The following is a 12718-nucleotide window of genomic DNA, read 5'->3' on the forward strand; positions in this document are numbered from 1 at the left end:
TGAATTATTTAATTACGCTTAATTAGCAGCGAATCAAAAAATCATTACTCACTAAACTTTTTAATGATTAGCGTTGCATTGGTTCCGCCAAAGCCAAAGCTGTTTGACATAACTGTCGTTAGCTCTGCATCACGCGCTTCTGTCACAATATCTAGACCTTCAGCTGCGCTATCTAACTCTTCAACGTTAATACTTGGTGCAATAAAGCTATTATTTAGCATCAGTGTTGAGTAAATTGCTTCATGAACACCTGCAGCACCTAAAGCGTGACCAGTCATCGCTTTCGTTGCTGAGATTGCTGGGCTGTTTTCACCAAATAATTCTTGGATAGCACCTAGCTCTTTTGCATCACCAACAGGGGTTGATGTACCGTGAGTATTAACATAGTCGACAGAATCAACATTCTGCATCGCCATCTTCATACAACGCACCGCACCTTCACCAGATGGAGCCACCATGTCGTAGCCGTCAGATGTTGCACCATAACCCACAACTTCGCCATAGATAGTTGCGCCACGAGCCAATGCATGTTCTAGCTCTTCGATAACGACCATACCGCCGCCGCCAGAGATAACGAAACCGTCACGATTTGCATCATAAGTGCGTGATGCTTTTTCTGGTGTTTCATTGTACTTAGTTGAAAGCGCGCCCATTGCATCAAACATCATGGTCATGCTCCAGTCTAACTCTTCACCACCACCAGCAAATACGACATCTTGTTTGCCTAATTGGATAAGTTCTACTGCGTGACCAATACAGTGTGCTGATGTTGCACATGCAGAACTGATAGAGTAGTTAACACCGCGAATTTTAAATGGCGTCGCTAGACAAGCTGAAACGGTTGATGCCATTGTGCGTGGTACCATATAAGGACCAACACGTTTAACACCTTTGGTACGAATAGTATCTGTTGCTAACGTTTGGTTTTGTGCCGATGCACCACCTGAACCTGCAACCAAACCAGTACGTTCGTTAGAAACCTGCTCTTCACTTAGGCCTGAGTCAGCAATCGCTTGATCCATTGCAATGTAAGCATATGCAGCCGCATTACCCATAAAACGGATCTGTTTACGATCGATATGCTCTGAAGGTGTAATTTTTAGATCACCCCAAACTTGGCTACGAAGACCTTGTTCTTTAAATTGCTCAGAAAAGTTAATACCTGACTTTCCTGTTTTTAGAGATGCTAATACTTCCTCTGTATTATTACCAATACTAGAGACAATACCCATACCTGTGATAACTGCACGTTTCATAACTTTAATATCCTAATAACGTAATCTGTGGTCGATAATAAACGCTTTATCGTCAGAAAGTGGTCAGCTTTCCCATATTTCGGGTATAATTGTGACAAATTCAACGATTCTAAGAGCATTTGATAATGACTAATTCGACCAGTTCTCCTAATTCAAGCAGTAAAAAAATAGAAAATGCCACTTTAGAATGGAATGAATCAGGTACTCCTATTTCGAATCAGTTTGATGATGTCTATTTTTCGAATAACAATGGATTAGAAGAGAGTCGATATGTCTTTTTATTACAAAATCGGTTACCTGAGCGCTGGTTAACCTGTCCTTATCCACGTTTTACCATTGCTGAAACAGGATTTGGAACTGGGCTTAACTTTTTAGCAGCATGGCATGAGTTTCGTCAATATCGTAACGAAAACCCTGAAAATTCGTTGCAACAACTGCACTTTATTAGTTTTGAGAAATTTCCCGTCACACTCAATGATTTAAAAGTAGCGCATAAACAGTGGCCAGAGATGGCTGAGTTAGTGGAACAGCTTCATCTTTACTACCCCGTTGCGGTTGCAGGCTGCCATCGAATCATTCTTGATAATGGTGCCGTCACATTAGATCTCTGGTTTGGTGATATTAAAGAGACGATGCCGCAAGTCTGGAGCGGTGAAAATGGCGTTGTGGATTGCTGGTTCCTCGATGGTTTTGCCCCAAGTAAAAATCCTGAAATGTGGAATCAACAACTTTTTAATAATATGGCTGGATTAGCAAAACCTGATTGCCATTGTGCAACCTTTACTGCTGCGGGTTTTGTACGTCGTGGATTGATAGAGGCGGGCTTTGCGATGACAAAGGTGAAGGGCTTTGGTCATAAACGTGAAATGATTGCTGGTGTTATCTCAGAACATGTTGAAGAGAAAAAAGGCAAAAAAAGATAAGCCTTGGTACCGCATCACCCCTGCTGAATCAACCGATGATATTGCAATAATTGGAGCCGGTGTAGCGGGACTATCTACAACGCTTTCCCTGCTTCGTCGCGGAAAAAAAGTGACGTTATATTGTGATAGCTCAGAGGTTGCTGAAGGAGCCTCAGGTAATCGTCAAGGGGCGCTTTACCCTCTCCTTAATAGCCACACACAATACCCAGTCACTGACTTCTTTGCGCCAGCATTTCTTTTTGCTCGTCAATTTTTTGATCAAATAGCGGAAGTTGAACGTTTTGATCATGATTGGTGTGGTGTCACTCAATTAGCTTGGAGTGACAAAGCTGGGAGCAAACTGAATCACATGTTACAACAAGATCTCCCTGAATCATTAATCTATGCGACAAATAGAGACCAAACAGAACAATTAACTGGCGTAAAAACTAACCTACCAGGGATTCATTTCCCTCAAGGCGGTTGGTTATCACCACAGCAGTTATCTCAAGCGCTATTAAATCAATGTCTAACATTTAGCGATTTTAAAGCCAAATTCAATCATAAAGTCACCAATTTGACCAAAGATAACGACAAATGGCAATTGACGATAGAGCAGCAAGTGCTTACCACATCATATCAAACCGTCATAACAACAGAGCATCAAACAGTCGTCATTGCTGCGGGACATCAAGTACATCAGCAGTTCGATCAATGTAAATCGCTACCAGTTACGGCTGTTCGTGGGCAAGTTAGTCATATTCCCACCAATTCAGAACTTAATCATATTAAAGGGGTTATTTGCTACGAAGGTTATTTAACCCCTGTAAACCCAAATAATCAGCATCATTGTATTGGGGCTAGTTATGATCGTCATAGCCAAAATTTAGATTATTCAGAAACAGAACAACAAGAGAACAAACAAAAATTGGTTGATTGTATTACGGAGGTTAACTGGCCTAAAACCGTCGATATAAGCGAACAAAAAGCCAGAGTTGGGGTTCGTTGTGCATCTCGAGATCATCTACCTTTTATTGGCAATGTCGCCGATGAAACACAGTTATTTGAGCAATTTAAAGATTTAAAGCAGAATATAGATTGGAATAAGAGAAAAAGAGTGGCGGAAAATGAAGGGATAGCCCCAACGCCTATTCATCATAATCTATTTATGATTGCGGCTTTAGGCTCACGTGGTGTCTGTTCTGCTCCACTCTCTGGTGAGTTATTAGCGTCAGAGATCTGCGGGGATCCGCTACCGTTACCTATATCGGTATTAGAATCTATTTATCCAGCAAAAATCTGGGTAAGAAGAGCGCTAAAAGGTCGGCCATTGGAATAAAAAGAAATAGAAATAGAAATAGAAATAGAAAAATACCGTATTAATAAGAGTTGTGCTTCAATAACAAGCACAAGCCATCTAATACGGTATTTATATCACTATCTATATCTTCTTGAAGAACTTGAAGTCTATTTCAGTGATGATCGGTGATTAGTCCACAACAATTAAAACCAGCGCTCTAACGCCCCTTTATCTAATTGTTTAAATGCACTATTTAGCAATTTAGCTAATTCAAAATAACTCGGCTTTGGTTTCATCGGCTCTAGAGCAAAACCTTCTTTCACCACTTTTTGATGAATATCTCGATACCAAGTCGCTAACTGAGGCGGTAATGTAGTACGGCTACGGGTACCTAACCACCAAAGTCCTTGCAATGGCATACTGATCGCAAATAGAGCTATTACCAATGTTTGCGGTAGAGCTTGTTGATTAGCAAAAACCATTTGGGTCAATATACTAATCACAGCGACAGCCGGCATCACTTTATTAGCAAATTTTGTCGCTTTAATTACTCGATTTTCAGCAAAGATCGGCGCTAATTCTTTACGGTTAGGCCACATTTCCATGTACGCTTGCCCATCACTAAAACGCCCTAAAAAACGCTTATTTACCATAACGCTTACCTCTTTGTACATAACCGCTAGTTTGAAAGATAACTTATCATAAAAGCTAATAACTCACTATGATCCTTTATTTACCCGACCTTTTGAGTATAAGGAGAATTATTCAGAATATAAAGCAAAGGCTAATATTTATCACAATATTTCACCATAAATAGTACATCACACGGATAAAACCCAAACAAAATGTATAAGAATTAAAAAAAAATGACAACTAAGTTGATACAAATTAAGTTTTCGTAAAAATTTTTTGTTATAATCTCATATGATAATGTATTCTTAGCGCGCCTAAAATATGACACTCATGAATTCATCAATATTATCATATTTTAAGCGTTTCTAGCAGGTCGTTGTTATTCCAAGAAGTTCTAACAAATGATAATTAGATCTTGAAATAAACGATGACTCTCTATTCGCTAAATTATCAATTTTGGCTAAAATAAAACGATTAACCAAAAATGATCCTAATTCTTTGCATTGCAAGAGTAATGCTGAATTCTACTTTCCTGATAAAAATTAAAGGTAGTTACTAATGTCTAAGTTGATTCTGGTACTTAACTGCGGAAGTTCTTCACTTAAGTTTGCTGTTGTTGATCCTGTTACTGGTGATGAGCACCTAACTGGTTTAGCTGAGTGTCTTCACCTTCCTGAAGCTCGTATTAAGTGGAAACTTGATGGCAAGCACGAAGCACAACTAGGCGATGGTGCTGCGCACGAAGAAGCGCTAGCATTCATGGTACAAACTATTCTTGCTTCTAAGCCAGAACTAAAAGAGAACTTAGGCGCTATCGGTCACCGTATCGTACATGGTGGTGAGCAGTTCACTCAGTCTGCACTTATTACTGATGAAGTTCTTAAGGGTATTCAAGACGCATCAACATTTGCCCCTCTTCATAACCCTGCACACATCATCGGCATCGAAGCTGCGAAACACAGCTTCCCTGAACTTCAGAATGTTGCTGTATTTGATACCGCATTCCACCAAACAATGCCGGAAGAATCTTTCTTATACGCACTACCGTACAATCTTTATAAAGAACACGGTATCCGTCGTTACGGCATGCACGGTACTTCACACTTATTCATCACTCGTGAAGTTGCAGGCCTTCTTAACAAGCCAGCAGAAGAAGTTAACATCATTAACTGTCACTTAGGTAACGGTGCTTCTGTTTGTGCAATTAAAAATGGTCAATCTGTAGATACTTCAATGGGTCTAACGCCACTTGAAGGTCTAGTGATGGGTACACGTTGTGGTGATATCGATCCTGCTATCGTATTCCACCTACATGACGCACTGGGTTACTCTGTTGATCAAATCAACACCATGCTAACTAAAGAGTCTGGTCTACAAGGTCTAACTGAAGTGACTTCTGACTGTCGTTTCGTAGAAGATAATTACGGCGAGAAAGAAGAAGCAACTCGTGCAATGGACGTATTCTGTCACCGCCTAGCTAAATATGTAGCAGGTTACACGGCTTCTATGGATGGTCGTCTAGACGCTATCGTCTTCACTGGTGGTATCGGTGAAAACTCTGGTCCTATCCGTGAGATGGTACTTAACCGTCTAGGTATCTTCGGTATCGAAGTTGATGGTGCTGCTAACCTTAAAGCACGCTTCGGTGGTGAAGGTACTATCACAACAGAAAGCAGCCGCATTCCAGCAATGGTTATCTCAACTAACGAAGAGTTAGTGATTGCAGAAGATACGGCTCGTTTAGCAAACGTATAATGATTCAACGGGTTAGCCTTTATCGCTAACCCGTTTTTCTATTAACCTCTGGGGCTTAACTCCTATTCTAGATCTCTCGTTATTCGATTAAGAGCAAGGAATACGCAGTTAGGCTTTTTATTTCTATTGTTAAAGGTACTGCTTAATGTCCCGTACTATTATGCTTATCCCTACTAGCGCAGGCGTCGGCCTAACAAGTGTTAGCATGGGTGTCATCCGCACCATGGAACGTAAAGGTGTTAAGGTTTCATTCTACAAACCTATCGCTCAACCTCGTAGCGGTGGCGACCTACCCGATCTAACGTCAACTATCGTTAATATGAATAACGATACTAAACTAGGTCAACCATTACAGATGTCTGTTGCTGAGAGCTTAATCGGTAACGACAACATGGATGAGCTTTTAGAAACAATTGTTGCACGTTACAATCAGATCAACAGCGATTCTGATGTCACGCTTATTGAAGGCTTAGTTCCAACTCGCAAGCACCCATTTGCTAACCAAGTGAATGCTGAAGTTGCTGCAACTCTTGGCGCTGAGATCGTATTAGTTGCGACCCCAGGTACAGACAACCCAACTCAGCTTAAAGAGCGTATTGAAGTTGCTTGTTCAAATTTTGGTGGTACTAAAAACAAGAATATTTCAGGCGTTATTATCAACAAGTTAAATGCACCTGTTGATGATGCTGGTCGTACTCGTCCTGATCTATCTGAAATTTTTGATGATGCAGACAGCGCACAACAGAATGAGCTAAAAGTGATGGAGATCTTCAACTCATCACCGATCCGAGTTCTTGGTTGTGTGCCTTGGAGTATCGATTTAATTGCCACTCGCGCAATCGATATGGCGAAGCATTTAAATGCAGAAGTCATTAACGAAGGTGATATTAATACTCGTCGTATTAAGAGCATCACATTCTGTGCACGTTCTCTTCCAAACATGATTGAACATTTCAAGCCAGGTTCATTACTTGTAACTTCAGCTGACCGTCCAGACGTTATCGTTGCTGCTGCACTTGCTGCGATGAACGGTGTTGAAATTGGTGCTGTACTTCTTACAGGTGGTTATGATATCCCTAAAGAGATCATGAACCTTTGTGAGCCAGCATTTGAATCAGGTTTACCCATCTTCAAAGCTCAAGGTAACACTTGGCAAACATCTTTAAATCTTCAGAGCTTCAACTTAGAAGTCCCTGCTGATGATAAAGAACGTATCGAATACATCAACGAACACGTTGCAAGCCACATCGATGCAAACTGGATTGAATCAATGACAGAAGGGACACAAAAGTCACTTCGTCTAAGCCCACCAGCATTCCGTTACCAGTTAACTGAATTTGCACGTCGCGCAGGCAAACGTATTGTCCTTCCTGAAGGTGATGAACCACGTACCATTAAAGCAGCAGCAATCTGTGCTGAGCGCGGTATTGCAGAATGTGTATTAGTGGGTAATCCAGATGAAATCAAGCGTGTTGCGGCACAACAAGGTGTTGAGCTTGGTACTGGCGTTCATATCGTTGATTCGGCAGCAGTACGAGAAAACTACGTTAATCGTCTAGTTGAGCTACGTGGCGCAAAAGGGATGACTGAAGTTGTTGCTCGAGAGAAGCTACAAGATTCAGTATTCCTTGGCACGATGATGCTTGAGAATAGTGAAGTTGATGGTCTTGTTTCTGGTGCAGTACACACCACAGCAAACACCATTGTTCCTCCGTTCCAGATCATCAAGACAGCACCAGATGCATCTATCGTATCTTCTGTTTTCTTCATGCTACTCCCTGACCAAGTATTGGTTTATGGTGACTGTGCGATCAACCCAGATCCAACGGCAGAGCAACTTGCTGAAATCGCGATTCAGTCAGCAGATTCTGCAACGGCATTTGGTATCGAGCCACGCGTAGCAATGATCTCTTACTCAACGGGTACATCTGGTAAAGGTGCTGATGTTGAAAAAGTACGTGAAGCGACGAAACTAGCTCAAGAGAAACGTCCTGATCTTATCATCGATGGTCCTCTTCAGTACGATGCAGCAATCATGGAGAACGTGGCAGCATCTAAAGCGCCTAACTCACCAGTTGCAGGTAAAGCGACCGTATTTATATTCCCTGACCTAAACACAGGTAATACAACATACAAAGCGGTACAGCGTTCAGCTGATCTTGTCTCTATTGGTCCAATGCTTCAAGGCATGCGTAAACCAGTAAATGACTTATCTCGTGGTGCATTAGTTGATGATATTGTTTACACTATCGCACTAACAGCTATCCAAGCGAGTCAAAACGACTAATCATCGTACTTCACTCTTGACGACTTAAACCGTAGAGGGTGAATAAAAAAAGGTCAGTGATCAAACGAGCATTTTACTTTTAAAATGCAGTGAAGATCCTGACCTTTTTCTTTATTTAACGCTACTTTCTTTCACTATGCTTTCTTTAGCGACAGCTTGCTTTAATTCTTACTTCTTTAGCGAAAAACGTCAATATAACGATACTGATTTTACCACTTCGCCGCTTAATGCCACCACATGCAATTCATTATCTTTTAAAATACCATAACTCGCAGGATAACCACCTTTCGGGAATGTTGGTGAACCGGGATTGAAAATGACTTTACCCTCACGCCACTCTGCAACAGGTATGTGCGTGTGCCCATAAACTAAACCATCTCCATTCATTAATGGCGGCTGTTTATCTGGATTATTAATGTGCCCATGAGTCAAAAAAAGTCGAGTTCCATTAGCAAGTAATAACGAGTGGGCATCATTTAAAATCGGAAAATCTAATAGCATCTGATCGACTTCACTGTCGCAATTACCACGAATAGCAATAATCTCATTTTTATATAGATTCAATAATTCAGCAACTTTAGCGGGCTCATATCCTTCTGGGATCGAGTTTCGAGGCCCATGATTTAGCAGATCACCCAATAAGATAAGCCGTGTTGCTCCACTTTTTCGATAACGGTCAATAATTTGTTCAGTGACACTCAATGAACCATGAAGATCAGAGGCGAAAAAAAGATCCACAGTTAACTCCAAATAGAAAATAATAAGAATTTATAAAGTATAAGCATTCATTCAATAAAACCCTACGCCATTTATGAGCTCTTTTATTGCAATTTACATCCATCTTACTTGAAGTGGTAAAATTATTAGGAGTATTCACGCCTATTAATAATTTAAGATGCCTAATTATTGATTGAATTGAAGCTACTCCGTCATACCATTGATGACTATCGAGTTATAACTTACCATTCCTAATACTTCACCATTTTTGATTACTGGTGCACGACTAATACCAAAACGCTCAAAAAGTCTCGCACAATAACGAATATCCATCACAGGTGAGACGGAGAGTGCAGGTTTAGACATAATCTCATACACATTGGTTCGCGCTGGTGAGCGATCAACGGCTAACACTTTTTTAGCAATATCATTCATCAATAAGAGGCCATATTCATCATCAGGGTGCCGTTTATCAACAATCAGGGCTTTTACCTGATGAGACTTTGCCAGCTTAATCGCTTCTTCAATGGTAATTAGCCCATTAATTATAACAACATCACTCTGCATCACATCTTCAACTCGAACAATTTCTCTGTTACTCATCATATTTGATCCTCAACAACTTTAGTCAATGACTCTATTTGGTGAGCAACACCGACTGCATCTTCAATATCAATTTGTATTGCAATTCCCTGTCCCGAAGAGGTATCAAACTCCCCTTTTTCATTAATTGTCTCTAAAATAGCTCGCGAAAGGTGCTCTTCAACAACCAATAAAATAACATCCCGTTGTACATCTAATGTTAAACCAAAAAAGGTTTTCTTCTGTATTAACCCTTCTCCGCGAGCATGATTAATCACCGTCGCCCCAGTGGCTCCCGCGGTTCTTGCTGCTAAAAGAACAGTATCAGTTTTATGATCTTCAACAAATGCAATAATCAATTTAAAACGCATTATTCACCTCTTCTTTTTTCAGATAATGGATCAAAAGAAGCGTCCGATTTATGGCCTATTTTCGAATTCATCGGCTCTTTTTGATTCACAATTAATGGTTCAATTTTTTTCCATTTTCATCTTCCACCGATTCATTAGAATCAGCCATTTCTGTTTCAAGTGAATGACTTTCAAATTCACGGGTTAAACATTGAATAATTTGGGCATAACCCATCACAGAAATAATAGGGAATAGACTGGCAAATGCGATTAAGCCAAAGCCATCAATAACCGGATTTCGCCCCGGTATCGTTGAGGCTAAACCTAAACCTAAAGCGGTCACTAGAGGAACAGTCACGGTCGAGGTTGTAACACCGCCAGAGTCATAAGCCAATGGGATAATAAACTTGGGAGAGACAAAGGTTTGTAGCACCACAACACAATAACCAATAAGAATATAGTAGTGAATAGGATCGCCAGAAACAATACGATAACTTCCTAGCGCAATGCCAAACGCCACACCCAATGCAACTGAAACTCTTAATCCGTTAACTCCAATCGCGCCACCTGAAACTTGATTGGCTTTAATGGCAACAGCGATAAGAGAGGGTTCGGCAATCGTGGTACTAAAACCAATCGCTGCGGCAAAAAAATAGACCCAATAATAGTCTTGCCAATGAATATCCTCAGGTATAACACCGTCAGGATAAATAAATGAGGGCGCGGTTAATTGCATGGCCATCATGTCACCTAAAGGAAACAGTGCCAACTCTAAACCCATCAAAAAAAGGGATAGCCCAATAATAACGTAAATAAAGCCAAGGATAACTTGCCCAACATTGGCAATAGGACGCCTTAATATCACCAATTGAAAGGTCAATAAAATAGCTGCAATAGGTAAGACATCTCTAATCGTTGAGAAAAATGTCGATATTAATTGAGTAAAGAAAGTACTCTCCATCATGTCATCACCATCCCATAGATCATCACAAAGATCATCGGTGTAAGCGAAGCAAAAGCGATCAAACCAAAGCCATCCAGCATTGGATTTCGTCCTTTAATTACCGTTGCTAAACCGACACCTAAAGCTGTGACTAGAGGAACAGTAATCGTTGATGTTGTGACACCACCAGAGTCGTAAGCGATTCCAATAATAGTTTCTGGTGCAAACCACGTTAATATCATCACTAAACAGTAACCACCAATAATCAAATATTGAATCGGCCACCCTTTTAAAATTCGAATTACGCCGATAACAATCGCTAAACCAACAGAAAATGCCACAGTAAGACGCAAACCATCGGCGTACTCTTGTTTTATTTTAAGCTGATTAACAATAACGCCACCTTCAGCGGCAACATTCGCAGCTTCATTAGCTACCGCCGTTAATGCAGGCTCTGCAATGGTGGTACCAAACCCTAAGCAGAAGGCAAACACAATTAACCAGAAAATACTTCCTTTTTGAGCCAGTGCATGAGCCATCGACTCACCAATAGGAAATAGTCCCATGTCGAGTCCAAAAATAAAAAAGGTAAGTCCAAAGACAACGAGCAATAATCCAATAAGGATAGAGGTGATATTAGGGAGTGGCTGTTGTAAAACAACTAATTGAAAGAAACCGATCACCATAATGATAGGTATAAGATCACGAAAACTACTCAATAAGGCAAAGAGTAATGTCTTGATTCCTTGCATTGACTCTCCTTATCTCGTGATTTAAAAAATAGGTAGCATACCCTATGATTAAGGATAGTCCTTATCTTAACGACTTTACTGTTTTAAATTGAGCTAAAGAACCAACTTTAAGATTAAATATGATTTCATTGGGGAGAAAACTTGCTGATTATCAGAAACAAGAATATCTTTATTATTATCAGTCAGGGGCGATGAGGATTTATGAGAATATTATTAACGGGTGGTACAGGTTTTATTGGCCGAGAGTTAGTTCACCACTTAAACCAAGAACTATTAACGGTAATGAGTAGAAACCCTCATAACGCCTACCCAATAGTTGGTCATCATATTCGAATTATCTCCAATCTTGATTGTCTCAATGATCTTAATGATTTTGATGCTGTGATAAATTTAGCAGGAGAACCAATAGTCAATAAACGTTGGAGTCGTCATCAGAAACATATCATTTGTAGTAGTCGTTGGAATATCACTGAGCAGCTTGTCGCACTGTTTAAAAAAAGTTCTGAACCACCACATACTTTTATCAGTGGATCTGCGGTGGGTATTTATGGTGACCATGGCAATAATATTATTGATGAAACATCGGAACCCGTGCAATCAAGCTTTGCTTATAATGTCTGTCACCAATGGGAAAGTATTGCAAAACAAGCTGAAAATGAAAAAACGCGTGTTTGCTTGCTAAGAACAGGTATTGTCTTGAGTAAAAGAGGCGGGGCATTAGCAAAAATGCTACCTTCTTTTCAATTTGCAGCGGGGGCTATTTTAGGCTCAGGGAACCAATATTTCCCTTGGATCCATATCGATGACATGATTAAAGGCATTCTCTTCCTTTTACAACACACAGAAGCCAAAGGCGCATTTAATTTTACCGCACCAAATCCTGTCACTAATCGAGAGTTTAGTAAAACATTAGCGTCTGTACTTCATCGTCCATGCTTATTTAGAGCACCAGAATGGATGTTAGAATTGATGTTAGGTGAGGCCTCTTGCCTATTATTAGAGAGCCAAAAAATTCACCCTGTTCGCTTACAAGAAGCCGGATTCCGATTTAGTCATTCAGAAATAAGATCAGCTCTTAAAGAGACATTATCATAGCTCGGTGTTAAGGCTTGAAAGTTCACAAGGAACTTCAAGCCTCTTATGCCATTAAGTTGCTAGGTTGTTGATTGTACTCATTCCCCCAATCATATCGTTCACCTATACTCATGAGGTACCACTCATTTAACACCTATTAGCAGCAC

Annotated in this window: 10 protein-coding genes and 1 pseudogene; 4 read left to right on the forward strand and 7 right to left on the reverse strand. The window is 40.4% G+C overall.

Annotation, left to right across the window (positions count from 1 at the left end; translation table 11 throughout):
- Positions 1-44 precede the first annotated feature (44 nt).
- Positions 45-1256, reverse strand: coding sequence for a beta-ketoacyl-ACP synthase I (fabB, locus tag L0B53_RS17600; RefSeq protein WP_235060876.1), 1212 nt, complete (start codon positions 1254-1256; stop codon positions 45-47).
- Positions 1257-1381: 125 nt separating this feature from the next.
- Here fabB and mnmC point away from each other — a divergent pair.
- A pseudogene (gene mnmC / locus L0B53_RS17605) lies at positions 1382-3497 on the forward strand (bifunctional tRNA (5-methylaminomethyl-2-thiouridine)(34)-methyltransferase MnmD/FAD-dependent 5-carboxymethylaminomethyl-2-thiouridine(34) oxidoreductase MnmC).
- A gap of 164 nt (positions 3498-3661) precedes the next feature.
- Here mnmC and yfbV read toward each other — a convergent pair.
- The gene (gene yfbV, locus L0B53_RS17610; protein ID WP_235060877.1) at positions 3662-4111 is read right to left on the reverse strand and encodes a terminus macrodomain insulation protein YfbV; all 450 of its coding nucleotides are present in this window, start codon (positions 4109-4111) and stop codon (positions 3662-3664) included.
- Between the two features lie 538 nt (positions 4112-4649).
- On the opposite strand from yfbV, the gene L0B53_RS17615 reads away from it, so the two are divergent.
- Both L0B53_RS17615 and pta read left to right on the forward strand, forming a co-directional pair.
- Positions 4650-5846 carry an acetate kinase gene (locus L0B53_RS17615; RefSeq protein WP_235060878.1) on the forward strand — a complete coding sequence of 399 codons (1197 nt, stop codon included), beginning with the start codon at positions 4650-4652 and terminating at the stop codon, positions 5844-5846.
- A gap of 145 nt (positions 5847-5991) precedes the next feature.
- Entirely contained in the window at positions 5992-8133 is a 2142-nt protein-coding gene (gene pta / locus L0B53_RS17620; protein ID WP_235060879.1) for a phosphate acetyltransferase, read from the forward strand.
- Between the two features lie 189 nt (positions 8134-8322).
- On the opposite strand, the gene yfcE is transcribed toward pta, so the two are convergent.
- The 5 genes from yfcE to L0B53_RS17645 all read right to left on the reverse strand — a co-directional run bounded on the left by yfcE (position 8323) and on the right by L0B53_RS17645 (position 11477).
- Complete coding sequence (yfcE, locus tag L0B53_RS17625) at positions 8323-8871, reverse strand: phosphodiesterase (protein WP_235060880.1); 549 nt, start codon at positions 8869-8871, stop codon at positions 8323-8325.
- Between the two features lie 183 nt (positions 8872-9054).
- On the reverse strand, positions 9055-9453 hold the full coding sequence (locus L0B53_RS17630; RefSeq protein ID WP_235062294.1) for a CBS domain-containing protein: 399 nt from the start codon (positions 9451-9453) through the stop codon (positions 9055-9057).
- Positions 9453-9803, reverse strand: coding sequence for a P-II family nitrogen regulator (locus L0B53_RS17635; RefSeq protein WP_235060881.1), 351 nt, complete (start codon positions 9801-9803; stop codon positions 9453-9455). The genes L0B53_RS17630 and L0B53_RS17635 overlap by 1 nt, the downstream gene beginning before the upstream one ends.
- A gap of 91 nt (positions 9804-9894) precedes the next feature.
- The gene (locus L0B53_RS17640; protein WP_409202844.1) at positions 9895-10743 is read right to left on the reverse strand and encodes a DUF1538 domain-containing protein; all 849 of its coding nucleotides are present in this window, start codon (positions 10741-10743) and stop codon (positions 9895-9897) included.
- A complete protein-coding gene (locus L0B53_RS17645) occupies positions 10743-11477 on the reverse strand; it encodes a DUF1538 domain-containing protein (protein ID WP_235060883.1) in 735 nt (244 codons plus the stop codon). Before L0B53_RS17645 ends, L0B53_RS17640 begins: the two co-directional genes overlap by 1 nt.
- Positions 11478-11678: 201 nt before the next feature.
- On the opposite strand from L0B53_RS17645, the gene L0B53_RS17650 reads away from it, so the two are divergent.
- Positions 11679-12572 (forward strand): TIGR01777 family oxidoreductase, encoded by an 894-nt coding sequence (locus L0B53_RS17650; RefSeq protein WP_235060884.1) that lies wholly within the window; start codon positions 11679-11681, stop codon positions 12570-12572.
- Positions 12573-12718 lie beyond the last annotated feature (146 nt).

The sequence above is a fragment of the Vibrio sp. SS-MA-C1-2 genome (genome assembly GCF_021513135.1).
Classification (GTDB): Bacteria; Pseudomonadota; Gammaproteobacteria; order Enterobacterales; family Vibrionaceae.

Coding starts and splice junctions, on each gene's coding strand:
- yfbV (WP_235060877.1), bottom strand. CDS start 4,111: ATGGTAAATAAGCGTTTTTTAGGGCGTTTTAGTGATGGGCAAGCGTAC.
- L0B53_RS17645 (WP_235060883.1), bottom strand. CDS start 11,477: ATGCAAGGAATCAAGACATTACTCTTTGCCTTATTGAGTAGTTTTCGT.
- pta (WP_235060879.1), top strand. CDS start 5,992: ATGTCCCGTACTATTATGCTTATCCCTACTAGCGCAGGCGTCGGCCTA.
- L0B53_RS17635 (WP_235060881.1), bottom strand. CDS start 9,803: ATGCGTTTTAAATTGATTATTGCATTTGTTGAAGATCATAAAACTGAT.
- L0B53_RS17630 (WP_235062294.1), bottom strand. CDS start 9,453: ATGAGTAACAGAGAAATTGTTCGAGTTGAAGATGTGATGCAGAGTGAT.
- L0B53_RS17615 (WP_235060878.1), top strand. CDS start 4,650: ATGTCTAAGTTGATTCTGGTACTTAACTGCGGAAGTTCTTCACTTAAG.
- L0B53_RS17640 (WP_409202844.1), bottom strand. CDS start 10,743: ATGGAGAGTACTTTCTTTACTCAATTAATATCGACATTTTTCTCAACG.
- L0B53_RS17650 (WP_235060884.1), top strand. CDS start 11,679: ATGAGAATATTATTAACGGGTGGTACAGGTTTTATTGGCCGAGAGTTA.
- fabB (WP_235060876.1), bottom strand. CDS start 1,256: ATGAAACGTGCAGTTATCACAGGTATGGGTATTGTCTCTAGTATTGGT.